General features: G+C 60.1%; 16 protein-coding genes. 4 read left to right on the top strand and 12 right to left on the bottom strand.

Going from position 1 to position 19,383, the window contains the following annotated elements:
• Positions 1–33: 33 nt before the first annotated feature.
• Both AB4N91_RS29600 and AB4N91_RS29595 read right to left on the bottom strand, forming a co-directional pair.
• Complete coding sequence (locus AB4N91_RS29600; RefSeq protein ID WP_007904205.1) at positions 34–192, bottom strand: YqaE/Pmp3 family membrane protein; 159 nt, start codon at positions 190–192, stop codon at positions 34–36.
• Between the two features lie 204 nt (positions 193–396).
• Entirely contained in the window at positions 397–1,638 is a 1,242-nt protein-coding gene (locus tag AB4N91_RS29595; RefSeq protein ID WP_460112002.1) for an aspartate aminotransferase family protein, read from the bottom strand.
• A gap of 169 nt (positions 1,639–1,807) precedes the next feature.
• Between AB4N91_RS29595 and AB4N91_RS29590 the strand changes: the two genes are divergently transcribed.
• Positions 1,808–2,737 (top strand): LysR family transcriptional regulator, encoded by a 930-nt coding sequence (locus tag AB4N91_RS29590; RefSeq protein ID WP_169857121.1) that lies wholly within the window; start codon positions 1,808–1,810, stop codon positions 2,735–2,737.
• Positions 2,738–2,964: 227 nt separating this feature from the next.
• Here AB4N91_RS29590 and AB4N91_RS29585 read toward each other — a convergent pair whose 3' ends face one another.
• The 10 genes from AB4N91_RS29585 to bioB form a co-directional block, all read right to left on the bottom strand.
• On the bottom strand, positions 2,965–4,743 hold the full coding sequence (locus AB4N91_RS29585) for an acyl-CoA dehydrogenase C-terminal domain-containing protein (RefSeq protein ID WP_154501949.1): 1,779 nt from the start codon (positions 4,741–4,743) through the stop codon (positions 2,965–2,967).
• A 265-nt stretch (positions 4,744–5,008) separates the two neighbouring features.
• On the bottom strand, positions 5,009–6,805 hold the full coding sequence (locus AB4N91_RS29580) for an acyl-CoA dehydrogenase C-terminal domain-containing protein (RefSeq protein WP_154912901.1): 1,797 nt from the start codon (positions 6,803–6,805) through the stop codon (positions 5,009–5,011).
• Positions 6,806–6,895: 90 nt separating this feature from the next.
• Positions 6,896–8,185 carry a GGDEF domain-containing protein gene (locus AB4N91_RS29575; RefSeq protein WP_010467125.1) on the bottom strand — a complete coding sequence of 430 codons (1,290 nt, stop codon included), beginning with the start codon at positions 8,183–8,185 and terminating at the stop codon, positions 6,896–6,898.
• A 239-nt stretch (positions 8,186–8,424) separates the two neighbouring features.
• Positions 8,425–10,230: a phenylacyl-CoA dehydrogenase gene (locus AB4N91_RS29570; protein ID WP_077747296.1), complete on the bottom strand. Its 1,806-nt coding sequence runs from the start codon at positions 10,228–10,230 to the stop codon at positions 8,425–8,427.
• Positions 10,231–10,507: 277 nt separating this feature from the next.
• Positions 10,508–10,804, bottom strand: a complete 297-nt coding sequence (locus AB4N91_RS29565) for a hypothetical protein (RefSeq protein WP_010467121.1) — start codon at positions 10,802–10,804, stop codon at positions 10,508–10,510.
• Positions 10,805–10,911: 107 nt separating this feature from the next.
• Positions 10,912–11,592: a dethiobiotin synthase gene (gene bioD / locus AB4N91_RS29560; protein ID WP_010467119.1), complete on the bottom strand. Its 681-nt coding sequence runs from the start codon at positions 11,590–11,592 to the stop codon at positions 10,912–10,914.
• Entirely contained in the window at positions 11,589–12,401 is an 813-nt protein-coding gene (gene bioC / locus AB4N91_RS29555; RefSeq protein WP_460112001.1) for a malonyl-ACP O-methyltransferase BioC, read from the bottom strand. Before bioC ends, bioD begins: the two co-directional genes overlap by 4 nt.
• Positions 12,394–13,125, bottom strand: coding sequence for an alpha/beta fold hydrolase (locus tag AB4N91_RS29550; protein WP_010467117.1), 732 nt, complete (start codon positions 13,123–13,125; stop codon positions 12,394–12,396). Before AB4N91_RS29550 ends, bioC begins: the two co-directional genes overlap by 8 nt.
• Positions 13,118–14,296 carry an 8-amino-7-oxononanoate synthase gene (bioF, locus tag AB4N91_RS29545; RefSeq protein ID WP_460112000.1) on the bottom strand — a complete coding sequence of 393 codons (1,179 nt, stop codon included), beginning with the start codon at positions 14,294–14,296 and terminating at the stop codon, positions 13,118–13,120. The genes AB4N91_RS29550 and bioF overlap by 8 nt, the downstream gene beginning before the upstream one ends.
• Before the next feature lie 166 nt (positions 14,297–14,462).
• Positions 14,463–15,518, bottom strand: a complete 1,056-nt coding sequence (bioB, locus tag AB4N91_RS29540; protein WP_010467114.1) for a biotin synthase BioB — start codon at positions 15,516–15,518, stop codon at positions 14,463–14,465.
• A 90-nt stretch (positions 15,519–15,608) separates the two neighbouring features.
• Between bioB and AB4N91_RS29535 the strand changes: the two genes are divergently transcribed.
• From AB4N91_RS29535 to AB4N91_RS29525, 3 genes are all read left to right on the top strand, one after another.
• On the top strand, positions 15,609–16,349 hold the full coding sequence (locus AB4N91_RS29535; RefSeq protein WP_460111999.1) for a ComF family protein: 741 nt from the start codon (positions 15,609–15,611) through the stop codon (positions 16,347–16,349).
• Between the two features lie 187 nt (positions 16,350–16,536).
• Positions 16,537–17,301, top strand: a complete 765-nt coding sequence (locus AB4N91_RS29530; protein WP_083375621.1) for a TOBE domain-containing protein — start codon at positions 16,537–16,539, stop codon at positions 17,299–17,301.
• A 57-nt stretch (positions 17,302–17,358) separates the two neighbouring features.
• Entirely contained in the window at positions 17,359–19,260 is a 1,902-nt protein-coding gene (locus tag AB4N91_RS29525) for a PhoX family protein (RefSeq protein WP_145309938.1), read from the top strand.
• Positions 19,261–19,383: the final 123 nt, after the last annotated feature.

The raw sequence follows: 19,383 nt of genomic DNA, 5'->3' as shown, positions 1-19,383 counted from the left end.
GCCGCGAAAGCGATCTATCTGACGCCGCAGAACTCAGCGCTTGGCGATGATGTACACCGCATGCACGATCCCCGGAATGTAACCGCACAACGTCAGCAAAATATTCAGCCAGAAAGCGCCGGCGAAACCGACTTGCAGAAACACACCCAGTGGTGGCAACAGAATGGCAATGATGATGCGAATGAAATCCATGGGGCAGCTCCTGATGTGAAGTGAACTCGTGTGAGCCCTACTGCTAATCGACACGCGCCGTTCGTCAGGGTTCAGTAGGAACCTGGCGCAATAGCGAAACCTCATGAATCGCAGGCAAAAAAACGCCCCACGCGAAAGAATCAAACGTGGGGCGATGCGTTATTACCGCGAGACGGTTCTGGAATTAGTGCGGGAAAAGTCTGATCAGACCGCAATCCCCTTGCGGCACTGCAGTTGTGCGGTGCGTACGCGGGAAAAGGCGCGGGACAGGCGCAGGATCATTTCGTCGATGTTGGCGTTGCTGACCGTGAGCGCCGGGGTAAAGCGCAGGCAATCGGGTTGTGGGGCGTTGAGCACCAAGCCTTCGGACAACGCGGCTTTGACCACGGCTTCAGCTGAATCATCGGACAGGGTCAGTCCCCAGAGCAGCCCTTGCCCGCGCAACTCGCCGTGACCATAGCGATAGGACAAACGACTCAAGGCTTCGCGCAGGTGCTGACCGGTTTCAACCACATGATCGAGAAAAACCTTGTCCTGAATCGTGTTCAACACCGCAAGACCGGCAGCAGTCATCAGCGCATTGCCATGATGAGCGCCCGACAGGTCGCCCACCTCGAAACAACAGGCCTTGCCCCGCGCCAACAACGCAGCCAATGGCACACCACCGCCAAGCCCTTCGCCGAGGACGACGATATCTGCCCGAACACCGTGGACCTGTTCGGCAAGCAACGTGCCGCAGCGACCGAGGCCGGTGTGCACGTCGTCGAGGATCAACAAAATGCCCAGCTCCCGACACAGGCGTTCGACACCCTTGAGGTAATGCGCGGTGGCCGGAATCACCCCGGCTTCGTTTTGGATCGGTTCGAGCAGGATGGCCACGGTCCGGGCATCGACCGCCGCGTGCATCGCCGCCAGATCATTGAAGGGAACGGGGTGAAAGTCCGACGGTGAAATCGTCCAGGGACTACGGCCATGGCAGCCGTTGCTGGCCACGATGATCCGTGAGGCCCCGCTGCGATGCAGTCGACCCCATTGACGTGCCAGTTGAATCGCGGCCTCACAGGCTTCGGCGCCGCTGTTGAGCAGGTACGCCTGATCACTGCCGGTGCTATTGCAGAGTCGCTCGGCAAGGTTGAGCATGCCGCGGTTATGCAGTGCGAAACCCGGGTTGATCAGCGATTGAGCCTGTTCTGATATCGCATTGACCAGCACCGAAGGGCTGTGGCCCAGGCTGTTGGCGCCGCCACCCTGCGAGAAATCCAGGTAAGCGCGGTCATCGCTGTCCCACAGCCAGGAGCCTTGCCCGCGGACAAAAATCTGCTTCGGCCGCTCGACACTGGGCATCAGGCACTCGCGGGAAAGGTTGTCGCGTCTGGACGATTGGGAAGTGTCTACGACCAAGTCGTCGAGGCTCGGTGGAGTGCGACGCAAGTTGAACAGATTCATCCGCAAAAGCCTCGCTTGAGGTTTTTTGCCTTACCTATGTAAACACCATCAACGTAAACGGTATTCATCGTGCGCTCTGGCCCTGTAAGCCTTGTGAATGCGGTTAGACTAGGCCCAGACAAGGCGTTGAGCCATTTCGATTTCCCAGCATTTTCGATAAGCGCACCTTATGGATTTCAAGCAACTGCGTTATTTCGTCGCGGTCTATGAAGAAGGCCACGTCGGCCGGGCGGCCGAGCGACTGTCAATCTCCCAGCCGGCGCTGTCCCAGCAGATCCGCCAGCTCGAGCAAAACCTCGATGTAAGCCTGTTCGAACGCAGCAGCAAACGCCTGCTACCCACTCTGGCCGCCCATACTTTGTACAACCACGCCCTACCCTTGCTTGATGGCCTGCAACGGGCCCGCGAGGCATTGGGCAACTTCAAGGGTCAGGCGCTGCGCACCTTGGCCATTGGCGTGTTGCAGACGGTTCACACAAGTCTCGTGCCGCAGATGCTCGAACGCGTGCGCAAGGCGCAACCGCATCTGGTGGTGCAGATCTATGAATTGACTGGCCTGGAAATCGAGCGGCGGCTGCTCAATGGTTCCCTCGACATCGGCATCAGCTACCTGCCGCCCCGACAGCCGGGGTTGCACGGCGTCATGCTGTACGAAGATGAACTGACCCTGGTGATCCCGGCGGACCACCCGTTGCGCGAGTTCAAGAAAGTCTCGATGAGTCAGGCCGCCGAGTTGCCCATGCTGTTGCTGGGTGAAGAGTTTCAAGTGCGGCAGATCTGGCAGACACAACTGGCCAATCTGGGACGACGGCCGCAGGTGCAGGCGGAACTGAACAACATGGCGGGGATTCTCGACAGTCTGCCCCACACCCGGCTGGCCACCGTGCTGCCCGGGCGCTCGCAAAAGGCGCTCGGCAGCAATGAATTGCTCTGGAAACCGCTGACCGAGCCACGAGTGCCGCTGAAAGTCGGATTGGTGTGTCGGGATGTGCAGCGGCAACAAGCCTCGCTGGCCCTATTGCGCACGCTGTTGGAAGAAGTGATGAACGGGCCCGACGACCGTTCGAACAGCTCGACTGCGCTCGACGGGCCGCGCTGAATACTTTTCTGCGGGCAAAAGAAAACCCCGCCGAAGCGGGGCTTTGCAGACTGTTTCCCTGACATCCATTTCACTCCGCCGTCCTGGCAGAATCCTACGTGTCCGTGTTGTTGCTTTGCGCTTCCTGCGCGACGTCCATGTGAAGTAGATTAGCTCTGGATCCAATCTTCGCCTATGGGAGAACAGCAGCACGTCATGTAAGAGAATGCTTACATGACGCTATCGGGTCAGAACTGTCCGGCGTCCAGCAGGAACAGCGACTCGCTCCCCGCCTTCACCGACGCACTCAACGAGTGAATACGCGGCAGCAGACGGGCGAAATAGAACCGCGCCGTGCCCAGCTTGCTCGCGTAGAAATCATCCTGCGCTTCTTTGCCGAAGGCCGCCTTGGCCATCAGGGCCCACATGTAGGCGTAAGCCACGTAACCGAAGGTTTGCAGGTACTCGACCGACGCCGCGCCGATTTCGTTCGGGTTATTTTTCGCCCGGTCCAGCAACCACGAAGTCAGCTCGTCGAGGGTGGTGACGGCATCGTTCAGCGGCTTGGTGAACTCCGCGAGATCAGCGCTGGCGGTGGCGGTGAAATGACGAATCTCATCCGCGAACAGGTTGTAGAACGCCCCGCCCGTTCCGACGATCTTGCGTCCTACGAGGTCAAGCGCCTGAATGCCGTTGGTGCCTTCGTAGATCTGGGTGATGCGCACGTCGCGAACCAGTTGTTCCTGACCCCACTCACGGATGTAACCGTGGCCGCCAAAAACCTGCTGGCCGTGCACGGTGGTTTCCAGACCGAGGTCGGTCAGGAACGCCTTGGCTACTGGCGTCAGCAGTGCGACCAGATCTTCCGCGCGTTTGCGGACGGTCGCGTCTTCGCTGAACTTGGCCGTGTCCAGTTGCATGGCCACGTAAGTGGAGAACGCACGACCGCCTTCGTTCGAGGCTTTCATGGTCAGCAGCATGCGACGCACGTCCGGATGGACGATGATCGGGTCAGCGACCTTGTCCTTGTTCTGCGCGCCGGTCGGCGAACGGCTTTGCAGACGGTCGCGGGCGTATTCGACGGCGTTCTGGTAGGAGCGCTCGCCGGTGGCCAGGCCCTGGATACCGACGCCCAGACGCTCGTAGTTCATCATGGTGAACATCGCTGCCAAGCCTTTGTTCGGCTCGCCGACCAGGTAACCCACGGCTTCGTCGAAGTTCATCACGCACGTCGCGGAGGCCTGGATGCCCATCTTGTGTTCGATCGAACCGCAGTTCGCCGGGTTACGCGCGCCCAGGCTGCCATCGGCATTGACCATGAACTTCGGTACCAGGAACAGCGAAATGCCTTTCGGTCCCGCCGGGGCGTCCGGCAGTTTGGCCAGCACCAGGTGAATGATGTTCTCGGTCAGGTCGTGCTCGCCGCCAGTGATGAAGATCTTGGTGCCGCTGACCTTGTAGGAACCGTCGGCCTGAGGCTCGGCCTTGGTGCGGATAATCCCCAGGTCTGTACCGGCGTGCGGTTCGGTCAGGCACATAGAACCGGCCCAGACGCCGGCATACATGTTCGGCAGGTACGCACCTTTCAGTTCTTCACTGGCGTGGGCGTTGATCGACAGGCAGGCACCGGCGGTCAGCATCGGGTACAGACCGAACGACAGGCTGGCGGAGTTGACCATTTCTTCGACTTGCGCCGACACGGCCTTGGGCATGCCCATGCCGCCGTAGGTCGGATCGCCACCGACACCGACCCAACCGCCTTCAGCGTAAGTCTGATAAGCCTGTGGGAAACCGGCCGGCGTGGTGACGGCACCGTCCGCCCAATGGCAACCTTCTTCGTCAGCTGCACGGCTCAGGGGCGCGATGCTTTTGCTGGTGACCTTGCCGGCTTCTTCGAGAATGGCTTCGACGGTTTCAGCATCAACGGTCTCGGCCAGCGCAGGCAGCTGCGCCCAGAGTTTGGCGACCTCGAAGACTTCATTGAGGACGAAGCGCATATCGCGCAGGGGCGCTTTGTAGTCAGCCATGGCAAACCTCGCAAGATCTAAACAGGTGATTCGTGGGAATGATGTTTTCGTTGGGCTCGAGTGTAACCCAACAACTTTTGCGACACATAGGGTCAGGCCGTGACCGTTTTGTAATTTTTAGTCAGCAGCATTTCAGCTGAGCAGTTCTCGTCTGGCAGAACGCATTCGCGGGCAAGCCTCGCTCCTACAGGTCGGGGTCACGCATATCCCGTGAACGACACTGACCTGTAGGAGCGAGGCTTGCCCGCGAAGCTTTTAACAATCGTCAGAGCGCAAACAACTCCGCCGGCAACTTCATCAAACAATCACTCCCCGCTTCGATAGCCGCCCGATGAGCGGCAGTACGCGGCAGCAAACGCTTGAAGTAGAACTCGCTGGTTGCCAGTTTGCCTCGGCAGTAATCCGCATCACCGCTGCCAGCGTCGAGTTGCGCCTGGGCCACCAGCGCCATGCGCAACCACAGATAGCCGAGGATGATGTAACCGCTGTACATCAAGTAATCCACCGACGCCGCACCGACTTCGTCCGGATTCTTCATTGCGGCCATGCCAACCTTGGCGGTCAACTCGCCCCACTGTTGATTCAGTCCATTGAGTTGAGCCACATAGCTGGCCAGTTGTGGATGCTCGGCATTCGCCGCGCAGAATTTGTGGACGATTTTGGTGAAGCCACGCAGCAATTTGCCCTGACTGCCGAGCACTTTGCGCCCGAGCAAATCCAGCGCCTGAATGCCGTTGGTGCCTTCGTAGATCGGCGCGATCCGGCAGTCGCGAACCAACTGCTCCATGCCCCATTCACGGATAAAGCCGTGACCGCCAAACACCTGCATACCGTGGTTGGTGACCTCCAGACCGGTGTCAGTCATGAAGGCTTTGCAGATCGGCGTCAGGAAGGCCAACAGGTCTTCGGCGTCCTGACGCGCCGTTTCATCCGGGCTCAGGTGTGCGACGTCCAGCAGCTGCGCGGTGAAATAGGTCAGCGCGCGGTTGCCTTCGTTGAAGGCTTTCATGGTCAGCAACATCCGGCGCACGTCAGGATGAACGATGATCGGATCGGCGGCTTTGTCCGGTGCTTTCGCGCCAGTCAGCGCGCGCATTTGCAGGCGATCGTTGGCGTACTTGATGGCACCCTGGAAACTCGCCTCACCCAGACACAACCCCTGCATGCCAGTGCCGAGCCGTGCGTGGTTCATCATGGTGAACATGCAGTTCAGGCCCTTGTTCGGCTCGCCGATCAAGAAGCCCTTGGCTTCGTCGAAGTTCAGCACGCAGGTCGCCGAGGCCTTGATGCCCATTTTGTGTTCGATCGAGCCGCAGGAGACGCCGTTGCGCTCGCCGGCTTCACCCTCGGCATCGGGTAGGAATTTGGGAACGATGAACAGGGAAATACCCTTGGTGCCTGCCGGAGCATCCGGCAGTTTCGCCAACACCAGATGAATGATGTTGTCGCTCATGTCGTGTTCGCCGGCCGAGATGAAGATCTTGCTGCCGGAAATCGCGTAGCTGCCGTCGGCTGAAGGCACGGCGCGGGTTTTGATGATGCCCAGGTCAGTGCCGCAATGCGCCTCGGTCAGGCACATGGTGCCGGTCCATTGGCCAGCCGTCAGTTTGCTCAGGTAGGTGTTCTTCTGATCTTCGGTGCCGTGGGCGTGGATGGCCGACATCGCCCCGTGGGTCAGGCCGGGGTACATGCCCCACGAGGTATTGCTGGAGCCGACCATCTCACTGATGACCAGGCCCAGAGAACTTGGCAAACCCTGGCCGCCATACGCCGGATCAGCTGCCAGACCGTGCCAGCCACCTTCCACGTACTGTGCGAAAGCCTGCTTGAAGCCTGTAGGCGTTGTCACCACACCGTTGTCGAAATGGCAGCCTTCTTCGTCACCGCTGCGATTCAACGGTGCGAGAACGTTCTCACAGAATTTCGCGCCTTCTTCGAGGATCGCATTGACCATGTCCGGGCTCGCGTCGGTGGCGCCCAGCGCGGCGTAGTTGGTGTGGAAGTCGAAGACGTGGTCGATCAGAAAGCGCATGTCGCGCAGGGGAGCTTTGTATTCGGGCATGGTCGTTTCTCCGTCAGCAGATCGTTCAAACCTACTGCCGCCCACCCGGCCTCACAATCACAGTCCAGACGCTGAATGCGCCATCATCACTCAACCCGCAGCGGCGTCCATGCGCACCGCGCCACGGCGAGTCTGACCGAATGCCACCACGCAATTTCGCCCGGCGCCCTTGGCGCTGTAGAGCGCTTCGTCCGCGGACTTGAGTACTTTTTCGGGGGTGCGCTGCTCTTGTCGTTCGGCCACGCCGATGCTGACAGTGACCGACACACTGGTAGCGCCCGAACCTGCACGTTTCTGGCGACCTTGCTGGTCGTCCTGAGGACGGCTGTCCTGATTGCGCAACTGAATGTTGTAGGTGGCGATGGATTCGCGGATGACTTCCAGGTGCGGCATGCACTCTTCGAGGGTCTTGCCCGCGAACACCAGGGCAAATTCCTCACCGCCGTAGCGATATGCCCTACCGCCTCCTCCGATTTTCGACAGCTTACTGGCGACCAGTCTCAAGACCTGATCGCCGACATCGTGACCATGGGTGTCGTTGAATTTCTTGAAGTGATCGACGTCGCTCATGGCCAGCACGTAATTGCGCCCCAGCCGCTGCATCCGCTCGTTCAAGGCGCGACGACCCGGCAGGCCAGTGAGCTCATCGCGGAAGGCCATTTGATAGGCCTCGTGGGCGACCGCGGCGGCAATCATTAGCATCACCTGACTGCACATGATGTTCAGGGTGAACGGCAGGATGAAAGTTTTCGGCAACGCCCAGAACAACCCGACCAACCCCACCAGTTGTGCGGCGTGCAAGGGTCTGGGGTTACGCCAGTATTGCCAGCTCAGCAGCAGGAACGAGGCGATGAACACGGGATAGGACAACTGGATCAAGCTCATCCAGGCGCCATGCAGCGCTGGCCAGCGGATTTCCGACAGCCACATCAACAAGGCCTGGGGATAACTTTGCTCCAGCCCGAGCGCGACACTGCCAACAGCGAGCAATACCGCGAAGCGCGCCACCATGTCCTGAAACAAGTGGGTGCGTTCCTGCCATGCGGCGAACACGCCGAACAACAGCGGCAGCAATAGGCAACACAGGTGGAACACCACTGCTGCATCTTCACGGACCTTGCCGTTGTCGCGGTAATAGTCGGTCTGGGTGTCGAGCAGAAAGTAGGCGATGTACACCGTCACCATCAGAAACAGTTCGCGCTGACGTCGGTAAACCGCGCAGTACGCGCCACCGAGTAACAGCACCAGGGTCGGCAGCACGTTGAACAGTGAAGTGAAGAAGACGTTGAGGTCCTTGATGTAAGCGGCCGCAAGCCCCGCAAGCAAAAGCAGTAACGACGGTAGGAAATGGCTGATACGTACAGCGGAAGAACGCGGCAAGGGTAAAGCTCCGACCGTCATGACAATAGATGGCATTGTGCCCACCTACTGTAACGGCAGAAATGCCGACTTACTGAGTCGATTGTCAGGTTTTTTTAGCGAGTGTTTCAGTGGCCGCAGACCGAATTGGCAGTGACTGGCTCCCATCAAAGATCGCGGGCGAGCTTTTACTTTCACCAGGAACAAAAAAGCCGCTACCCCGGAAGGGATAGCGGCTTTATGAAGAACTGCGTTGAGGCTTAGTAGCCCAGTGCGAAGTCTTCTTCTTTCATGTCCATCAAGTTGTTGGCACCCGACAGCATGGTTGCAACATGAGTGCGGGTACGCGGCAAGATGCGCTGGAAGTAGAAGCGCGCAGTCTGCAGCTTGGCGGTGTAGAACGCCTCTTCGGAGGTGCCGGCAGCCAGTTTCTCGGCAGCCAGACGCGCCATGTCAGCCCAGAAGTAGGCCAGGCAGGCGTAACCGGAGTACATCAGGTAGTCCACCGACGCCGCGCCGACTTCTTCGCGGTCCTTCATGGCCGCCATTCCGACCTTCATGGTCAGCTCGCCCCATTCTTTGTTCAGTGCAGCCAATGGCTCGACGAACTCTTTGACCGCTTCGTTGCCTTCGTTGGTCTGGCAGAACTTGTGGACGATCTTGGTGAAGCCTTTGAGGGCTTCGCCTTGAGTCATCAGCACTTTACGACCCAGCAGGTCGAGTGCCTGGATACCGGTGGTGCCTTCGTACAGCATCGAAATGCGGCTGTCGCGAACGTTCTGCTCCATGCCCCACTCGGCGATGAAGCCGTGGCCACCATAGATTTGCACGCCGTGGTTGGCAGACTCAAAACCGACTTCAGTCATGAAGGCTTTGGCGATTGGCGTCATGAACGCCAGCAACGCGTCGGCTTTTTTCTTCTCTTCTTCGTCTACGCCGTATTTGACGATGTCGACTTGCTTGGCGGTGAAGTAAACCATCGCGCGGTTGCCTTCGGCGAACGCTTTCATGGTCAACAACATGCGACGTACATCAGGGTGAACGATGATCGGATCAGCGGCTTTTTCCGGCGCTTTCGGGCCAGTCAGCGAGCGCATTTGCAGACGATCGCGAGCGTATTTCAGACCACCCTGGAAGCCGATCTCGGCGTGGGCCAGGCCTTGCAGCGCGGTGCCCAGACGAGCGGTGTTCATAAAGGTGAACATGCAGTTCAGGCCTTTGTTCGCCGGGCCGATCAGGTAACCGGTGGCTGCGTCGAAGTTCATCACGCAAGTGGCGTTGCCGTGGATACCCATCTTGTGTTCCAGGGAACCACAGGTCACGGCGTTGCGGGCGCCGATCGTACCGTCTGCGTTCGGCATGAACTTCGGCACGATGAACAGCGAAATGCCTTTGGTGCCAGCCGGCGCATCCGGCAGGCGAGCCAGCACGATGTGGACGATGTTGTCGGCCATGTCGTGTTCACCGGCCGAGATGAAGATTTTGGTGCCGGAGACTTTGTAGGAACCGTCGGCTTGAGGTTCAGCCTTGGTGCGCAGCATGCCCAGGTCGGTGCCGCAGTGCGGTTCGGTCAGGCACATGGTGCCGGTCCATTCACCGGACACCAGCTTGGTCAGGTAAGCCTCTTGCTGCTCAGGCGTACCGTGCTCGGAAATGGTGTTCATCGCGCCGTGCGACAGGCCTGGGTACATGCCCCACGACCAGTTGGCTTCGCCAACCATTTCGCTGACGGCCAGACCCAGAGACTCCGGCAGGCCCTGGCCGCCGTGTTCTACGTCGTGGGCCAGGCTTGGCCAGCCGCCTTCAACGAATTGCTTGTAGGCTTCTTTGAAGCCAGTCGGGGTTTTAACGCCGGACTCGCTCCAGGTGCAGCCTTCGGTGTCACCCACGCGGTTCAGCGGAGCCAGCACCTGCTCACAAAACTTGGCGCCTTCTTCGAGAATGGCGCTAACCATGTCTGGAGTTGCGTCTGCGCAAGCCGGAAGGCTCTGATAGTGCGCTTCGTAGCCGAGCAGTTCGTCACGAACGAAGCGAATATCACGCAAGGGGGCCTTGTAGTCAGGCATAGCGATAAACCTCTGCTGATGTAACCGGGAATGAACGACCGTGTTGATTTGTTGTGACGGTCAAACAGTTGTTTGAAACATACGTTTACGCCCAAATCTTGTCAAGCGCCGATCTTTTGCCGTTCGTCATCACGCGCACAAATGCCGGGCACGCAGCCGCGCCGCCGCCGTTGACAACGCAACAGGCCATGCAGGAAAGATTAGTTGAGGGAGAAGGACTTACGCACAAAAACGCCGCGAATAGTCGCGGCGTTGGCAGGACGGGTTCAGCGAGGGGTCAAGCGTAGGTATCAATTAACGTTCCAAGCATTTCATCGGACGCCTTGGCGACTTTCACGCCGGCCTCCACCTGAAACTTGCCCTGGGCCATCTCGACCATATTGCTGGCCAGGTCCGATTGCTGGCTGCGGTCAACCGAACGCAGGCGGTCTACCTGAACCTCGGAAGACTGGCTCGTCACCGAACGCTCGAGGGTACTGCTGGCGATCTGGCCGGAAGCCTGATCGACACGGTTCTGCCCTGTCTGAATAGTGCTCAGACCGGCATAAAAAGCGGTGTTTCCTGAGATTTCCATGGGAGAACTCGTCCTAAATAGGAACAACAGCGGCCATTGAAACAGACCTGATGGCAAAAGGCCCGACAAAAACACTAATGGCACAGTGCCTTGTCATAGGCAAAACCTCAATCCAGCAGATCCAGTTGCAGATGCTCCGCCACCGCTTCTGCGGTGACCGATTTGAGTTTTGGCACTCGTCCAAGACAAGGCGCGGGAATGCGCTCGGCGAGGGTCGCGAGGTTCTCTTCCAGGCGCGAGGTCTTCGGATCGATGATATTGGCCACCCACCCCGCCAGCTGCAAACCGTCCTGGGCAATCGCCTCGGCGGTCAGCAGCGCATGATTGATGCAACCCAGGCGCACGCCGACCACCAGGATCACCGGCAGGCCCAGCGCCATTGCCAGATCCGACAGATTGTCCTGATCCGCCAACGGCACGCGCCAGCCGCCGGCGCCTTCGATCAAGGTGAAATCGGCCTGCATGTCGAGAATCGCGAGCATCGGCGTCAACAGTGATTGCACCGTCAGCGCCACGCCCGCCTCCCGCGCGGCCAGGTGCGGAGCAATCGGCGGTTCGAACGCCACCGGGTTGACCTGTGCATAAGTCAGCGGCAACGAGCACTCGGCCAGCAACGCCAGCGCATCGGAATTACGCAAACCCTTGGGCGTCACATCACAGCCGGAAGCGACCGGCTTGCCCGCCGCCGTACTCATGCCCGCCGACCGCGCAGCATGCAACAGGCCGGCAGCAATGGTGGTCTTGCCGACATCAGTGTCCGTGCCGGTAATGAAATAAGCAGCGCTCATATGGGTTTCTCCAACACGGCGTAGACCACTTGATAAGTCGCCGGCAATCCTTCGGCCTGACGAAACTGCTCATAAGCCTCGACCAAGCCAAGGATCCGCGCCCGACCGGTCAAACCGCCCGGCCGACCGGGGTTCAAGTTGTGCGCGCCCAACGCCTTGAGTTCATGCGTCAGGCTGCGCACGTCCGGGTAATGCAACACATGAGGACGGGTCTCCAGACTGACAACCCGCAAGCCACTGGTCGCGCACAGCTGTTGATAAATACCGAACTCGCGGAAGCGATTGACGTGCACCATGCCATCCACTTGACGCCAGCTGTCACGCAACTCAAACAGCGTCCCTACACAAAGACTAGCAAACGCGAATAGCCCGCCCGGCTTGAGTGCCCGAAACGCCTCACTGAGCACCGATTCGAAATCCGCGCACCACTGCACCGCCAGGCTGGAGAAGATCAGATCACAGGTCGAATCCTGCAACGGCAACCGTTCTGCATCCCCGGCGATGAAATGGGTGGCGCCGCCTAATGGCCGGGCGTGTTTGAGCATGCCCTCGGCGATGTCCATTGCCAGTCCGTTGCCCGAAGAAAAGCGCTCGCCCAATGCCCGACTGAAATGCCCGGTACCGCAGCCCAGATCCAGCCAGACACCCGGCACAAAATCACCGGGCAAACGGCTCAACAACTGGCTGCCGACATCGCGCTGCAATTCGGCCACGCTGTCGTAGCTCGACGCCGCGCGGGAGAAGGAGGCCGCCACCTGGCGCTTGTCAGGCAAGCCGCCGGGTAGATTGGGGAAAGATAAATCAGTCATCACCGGACTCGTGCAAAAAGGCCTGGATCGCCCCCGCCACACCGTGGGGGTCTTCCAGTAGAAACGCATGGCTGGCCTGTTCGATCAGGCCGATTTCGACATCCGGCAGCAAGGCCAGCAACTCGCTCGCTGCCTCGGCCGGGACCAGACCGTCGAGGCCGGCGAACAAATGCAGTTGCGGACCACGAAATGCCTGCAAGGCTTGACGGGTATCTAGTTGGGCGAGCACTTCCAGACCGCTCATCAGCACTGCTTCAGAGGTGTGCGGCGCCCCACCGAGCAACAACCGCGACAGCCCGCGAGGATCTTCCGAGCCTTGGGCGCAAAGGAGTGAAAAGCGCTTCAACGTCATTCGCGGATCGGCCTTGCAACCGGCGAGAAACGCGTCGAAGGTTTCGCCAGCCATCGCGCTCGGCCATTGCTCATGGGCGACAAAAGAAGGATTGCTCGCCAGGGTCAGCAAGCCACAGCAACGATCACCACGACGCGCCGCCAGCTCAGACGCAAGCATGCCACCGAGGGACCAGCCACCGAGCCAGGTGTCTTGCGGGATCGTCGAATCCAGTTCATCGAGCCACTCTTCAATATCGCTCGATTCCAGTTCCGGCAACGGCTCGATCTCGACCCGCAGATGCTCATCCAGCCCCTGCAAGGCGGCCGCTAAAGGCTCCAGCGGTGAAATGCCGAGGCCCCAGCCGGGCAGCAGAATCAGTCGATCACGCATGGTTTGGCTCCGGTCCCAGTAATTGAAAACAATCGGCCAGTCCATTCAACAATAGCTGCACCTGCGCTTCGCTGTGGGCGGCGGTCAGGGTCACGCGCAGACGGGCGCTGCCGGCGGGCACGGTGGGCGGACGAATCGCCGTGACCATCAGCCCGCGCTCGCGCAGCATCTGCGACAGTCGCATCGCACGCCCGGCATCGCCGATCATGATCGGCTGGATCGGCGTGAAGCTGTCCATCAACTCCAGGCCGATCTGCTCGGCGCCATGGCGAAACTGGCGGATCAGCGTCTTCAGATGCTCGCGTCGCCAATGTTCAGTGCGCAGCAGCTCAAGGCTTTTCAGCGTCGCGCAAGCCAGGGCCGGTGGCTGGCTGGTGGTGTAGATATAGGGGCGAGCAAACTGGATCAGGCTTTCGATCAACTCTTCGCTGCCGGCGACAAAGGCACCTGCCGTGCCGAACGCCTTGCCGAGCGTGCCGACCAGTACCGGCACGTCTTCCTGACTCAGGCCGAAATGCTCGACAATCCCGCCGCCGTTGGCGCCCAGCGGACCGAAGCCATGGGCGTCATCGACCATCAGCCACGCGCCCTTGGCCTTGGCTTCCCGGGCCAGCGCCGGCAAGTCGGCAATATCGCCGTCCATGCTGAACACGCCGTCGGTGACCACCAGTGTATTGCCGCTAGCCTTCTCCAGCCGCTTGGCCAGGCTGACCGCGTCGTTGTGCAGATAGCGATTGAAACGCGCGCCGGACAACAAACCGGCATCCAGCAACGAGGCATGATTGAGGCGGTCTTCCAGCACCGTATCACCCTGCCCGATCAACGCGGTGACCGCGCCGAGGTTGGCCATGTAACCAGTGGTGAACAGCAGCGCACGCGGGCGACCGGTCAGGTCGGCCAACGCTTCTTCCAGCTCATGATGCGGCGTGCTGTGGCCAATGACCAAATGCGACGCCCCGCCACCGACACCCCAACGAGCAGCACCGGCGCGCCAGGCTTCGATCACTTGCGGATGATTGGCCAGGCCCAGGTAATCGTTGTTGCAGAACGCCAGCAATGGCTGACCGTCGACCACCACTTCCGGGCCTTGAGGGCTTTCGAGCAGGGGGCGCTGGCGGTAGAGGTTTTCGGCACGACGGGCAGCAAGGCGTGCGGCGAGATCGAAAGACATGCAGGCCTCGTGGATCAGAATTCAGTAGCGATCGCAGTACCTGTGGGAGCGAGCCTGCTCGCGAAAGCTATCGAACAACCAACATTTATGTTGAGTGTGAATGCCTCTTCGCGAGCAGGCTCGCTCCTACAGGGTTTTGCATTCCTTCAGAAGGATCAGTGGAGCGTCAAACAGCCGCGTTATAGAACTGCTCGCTGCTCTTCTGCTCAACCAACGCTTGTTCGATCGCGGCCTGATGCACTTCGTCCGCGTGCTCTTCGCGCGCTTCCGGCAGGATCCCCAGGCGCGAGAACAGTTGCATGTCCTTGTCGGCCTGCGGGTTGGCGGTGGTCAGCAGTTTTTCGCCGTAGAAAATCGAGTTGGCACCGGCGAAGAACGCCAGGGCCTGCATCTGCTCGTTCATCGCTTCGCGGCCAGCGGACAGGCGCACGTGGGATTGCGGCATCAGGATGCGCGCGACGGCGAGCATGCGGATGAAGTCGAACGGGTCGATGTCCTCGGCGTTTTCCAGCGGCGTACCGGCGACTTTCACCAGCATGTTGATTGGCACCGACTCTGGATGCTCGGGCAGGTTGGCCAGCTGGATCAGCAGATTGGCGCGGTCATCGAGGGACTCGCCCATGCCGAGGATGCCGCCGGAGCAGATCTTCATCCCCGATTCACGCACGTAAGCCAGGGTTTGCAGGCGCTCGCTGTAAGTGCGGGTGGTGATGATGCTGCCGTAGAACTCCGGCGAGGTGTCGAGGTTGTGGTTGTAGTAATCGAGGCCGGCGTCGGCCAGCGCAACGGTCTGGTCCTGATCCAGGCGACCCAGGGTCATGCAGGTTTCCAGGCCCATGGCTTTCACGCCTTTGACCATTTCCAGCACGTAAGGCATGTCTTTGGCCGACGGGTGTTTCCACGCCGCGCCCATGCAGAAACGGGTCGAACCAATGGCCTTGGCGCGAGCGGCCTCTTCGAGGACCTTCTGCACTTCCATCAGCTTTTCTTTTTCCAGGCCGGTGTTGTAGTGACCGGACTGCGGACAATATTTGCAATCTTCCGGGCAGGCGCCGGTCTTGATCGACAGCAGGGTGGAAACCTGGACGCGGTTGGCGTCGAAATGCGCGCGGTGCACCGTTTGCGCCTGGAACAACAGGTCGTTGAATGGCTGAACGAAGAGTGCTTTGACTTCGGCCAAAGACCAGTCATGACGCAGGGTGGCAGAGGTGCTGGCGCTCATGGGCGTTTCCTTGTTTATGCTTGGCAAGCGACTGGGGAAGGGAATACCCACAGACGCGACACGGATGTTCGGCATATTTAAGGAAGAGTGATGCGCTGTCAACCACGATACGTTGGACCGGTTTACATCTGGTTAAACAATAACCAACACTGCTTGCTCTGCAGTGAAGCCACCGAGGACGTCAGGCCGATCTGCATGGCCTGTGAAACCGACCTGCCCTGGCTGGGCGATCACTGCCAGACCTGCGCGCTGCCGTTGCCTGCGTCAGGCCTGACGTGTGGCCCATGTTTAAAACTGCCGCCGGCTTTCGAGCGGGTCGCCGCGCCCTGGACGTACAGCTTTCCGGTGGACACATTGATCACGCGCTTCAAGCACAGCGCCAAGTGGCCGTTTGGCCGCCTGCTCGGCGAACTTCTAGCGCAGTTCCTGCAACATCGCTTCGATGAGGACCTTGATCGGCCCGACGTTCTGATCCCCGTTCCGCTGGCTGCAAAACGCCTGCGTCAACGGGGTTTCAACCAGGCCGCGATGCTCGCCCACTGGCTCAGTAGTAGCCTCGACATCCCTTGCGATGAACAACTGCTGCTGAGGATTCAGGACACCAGCGCGCAACAGGACCTGAATGCCGACGCTCGCAAAAAGAACCTGCGCAATGCGTTTGCCCTGACGGCCGATGCGCCGGTCAAAGGGCGGCACCTGGCAATTGTGGACGACGTGCTGACCACAGGCGCCACGGCTCAGGCCCTGGCTCGCCTGTTGATGGACGCGGGCGCGGCTCGGGTAGATGTTTATTGCCTGGCCCGCACGCCCAAACCCGGCGACGCAGCCTGACGTAACGCCATGCACAAAACCTGTAGGAGAGAGCCTGCTCGCGATGGCGGTGTATCAGACACATCAACGGTGACTGTGATGGCCTCATCGCGAGCAAGCTCGCTCCCACAAGGACGTGGGCTGACTTGACTCCCAGGCTTCCAGCCGCCAACGTCCTCCCCATCACCACAGCCCAAAGCGCCTCACCATGTCCTTGCCCACCTTGTTGTCCCAGCACATTGTCCGTCGCCCGCAGCGCATCGCGTTGCTGCAACATATTGCCGAACAGGGCTCGATCACCCGCGCCGCGAAAAGCGCGGGACTGAGTTACAAGGCGGCGTGGGACGCTATCGATGAGCTGAACAACCTAGCGCAAAAACCGCTCGTGGAGCGCAGCGTCGGCGGCAAGGGCGGTGGTGGCGCCAAGCTTTCAAGTGAAGGCCAGCGAGTGCTGCGCCTTTATCAAAAACTGCAAGCCTTGCAGGCCCAGGTGTTGGAAGCCGCCGAAGATGCCAGCGACCTGGACCTGCTCGGTCGGCTGATGCTCAGAACCAGCGCGCGCAATCAATTGCACGGCAAGGTCGTGGCGATCGACAACCAGGGGCACAACGATCGGGTCCGTCTTGAACTGGCCGAAGGCTTGACCCTCGATGCGCAGATCACGCACGACAGCACCCTGCGCCTGGAGCTGGAGACCGGCACCGAAGTCGTGGCCCTGATCAAGGCCGGTTGGCTGGAGTTACTGGGCATCGATCAGCAAGCGACACCGGGTAGCAACTTTCTGAATGGCATCATCGAAGAAATACTCGACGCCCCAGACGGCCCCAGCGAAGTGCGCATCGGCCTGCCCAATGGCCAGACACTCTGCGCGCTGGCCGAGCCGCAGCACCTGAGGAGCCAGGGGCTTGCCACCGACAAACCGGTGCGGGTGCAGTTCGCGCCGTCCAACGTCTTGCTCGGCACACCGCTCTGAAACAAAAGTTTCATCATTGCTCTTTAAGGTGGCTGCAAAACCAGCAGGGAGCCTGATGTGAGCCTATTAGAAGAAAACCAGTCTACCGACCTCGAGAAAATGGTCGGCCTCAGCCGTCGCGGTTTCATCAGCGCCGGCGCCCTCTGCGGTGCGGCCATGTTCCTCGGTGGCAACCTGCTGAGCCGCAGCGTATTGGCCGCGAGTGTCAGCGCAGGCTCCAGCAAATTGTTGGGTTTTGACAGCATCCCCGCCGCCACCAGCGACGCAATCACCCTGCCGCCGGGCTACAAGTCTTCGGTACTGATCAGCTGGGGCCAGCCATTGCAAAAAAACGGTCCGAGATTTGACCCGAGCGGTAACGGCACCGCCGAGCAACAGGAAGTCCAGTTCGGTGACAACAACGACGGCATGAGCCTGTTCGAATTTCCCGGCGAAAAAGACCGGGCGCTGATGGCAATCAACAACGAATACACCAACTATCGCTACCTCTACCCGCACGGCGGCATGCCGCAATCGGCCGAAGAGGTGCGCAAGGCTCTGGCCTGCGAAGGCGTGTCGGTGATCGAAGTGCAACGCAAGAACGGCCAATGGGCGTTCGTCCAAGGCTCGCGCTACAACCGACGCATTCACGGCAACGCACCGATCAGCCTCAGCGGCCCGGCTGCCGGCCACGCACTGGTGAAAACCAGCGCTGACCCGCAGGGCAAGCATGTCCTCGGCACCTTCCAGAACTGCGCCAACGGCATGACGCCGTGGGGCACATACCTGACCTGCGAAGAGAACTTCACCGATTGCTTCGGCAGCAGCAATGCCGAGCAGAAGTTCGATGCCGCGCAGAAGCGTTATGGAGCAGTGGCGGCCAGCAAAGAGATCAACTGGCATCAACACGATGAGCGGTTCGACCTGGCGAAAAATCCGAACGAGCTCAACCGTCACGGCTGGGTCGTGGAAATCGACCCGTTCGATCCGCAATCGACGCCGGTCAAACGAACTGCGCTGGGCCGCTTCAAACATGAAAACGCTGCGCTGGCTGAAACCCATGACGGTCACGCCGTGGTGTACATGGGCGACGACGAACGCGGCGAGTTCATCTACAAGTTCGTCAGCCGCGACAAAATCAACCACAAGAACCCCAAGGCCAACCGCGACCTGCTGGACCACGGCACCTTGTACGTGGCGCGCTTCGATGCGGGCGACAGCAACGCCGATCATCCGAAAGGCCAGGGCGAATGGATCGAACTGACCCACGGTAAAAACGGGATCGACGCCAGCAGCGGTTTTGCCGATCAGGCCGAAGTGCTCATTCACGCGCGCCTCGCGGCCAGCGTGGTGAAGGCCACGCGCATGGACCGTCCGGAATGGATCGTCGTCAGCCCCAAGGATGGCCAGGTCTATTGCACGCTGACCAACAACGCCAAGCGTGGCGAGGACGGCCAACCGGTGGGCGGGCCGAACCCGCGCGAGAAGAACGTCTACGGGCAGATTCTGCGCTGGCGCACTGATCGTGACGATCACGGTTCCAAAAGCTTTGCCTGGGACCTGTTTGTGGTCGCCGGCAACCCGGGCGTCCACGCTGGCACGCCGAAGGGCGGTTCGTCGAACATCACGCCACAGAACATGTTCAACAGCCCGGATGGCCTGGGCTTCGACAAGGCCGGGCGGTTGTGGATTCTCACCGATGGCGATTCGAGTAATGCAGGCGACTTCGCCGGCATGGGCAACAACCAGATGCTGTGTGCCGACCCGGTGACCGGGGAGATTCGTCGGTTCATGGTCGGGCCGGTTGGCTGCGAGGTCACGGGGATCAGCTTCTCGCCGGATCAGAAGACGTTGTTTGTCGGGATCCAGCACCCTGGAGAGAACGGGGGCTCGACGTTCCCGGAGCATCTGCCGAATGGCAAGCCGCGGTCTTCGGTGATGGCTATCACGCGTGAAGATGGCGGGATCGTCGGCGCCTGATCGGGCCCCATCGCTAGCAGGCTAGCTCCCACACGGGATCTGCGACACACCGCAAATCCCCTGTGGGAGCTAGCCTGCTAGCGATGGCAACACCACTCATCTCAAGCCTTAACACTAAAGACG

The sequence above is a fragment of the Pseudomonas sp. H3_D04 genome (genome assembly GCF_054669175.1).
Note: the sequence above shows the minus strand (reverse complement) of the source record. Positions and strands in the feature narration are given on the sequence as shown.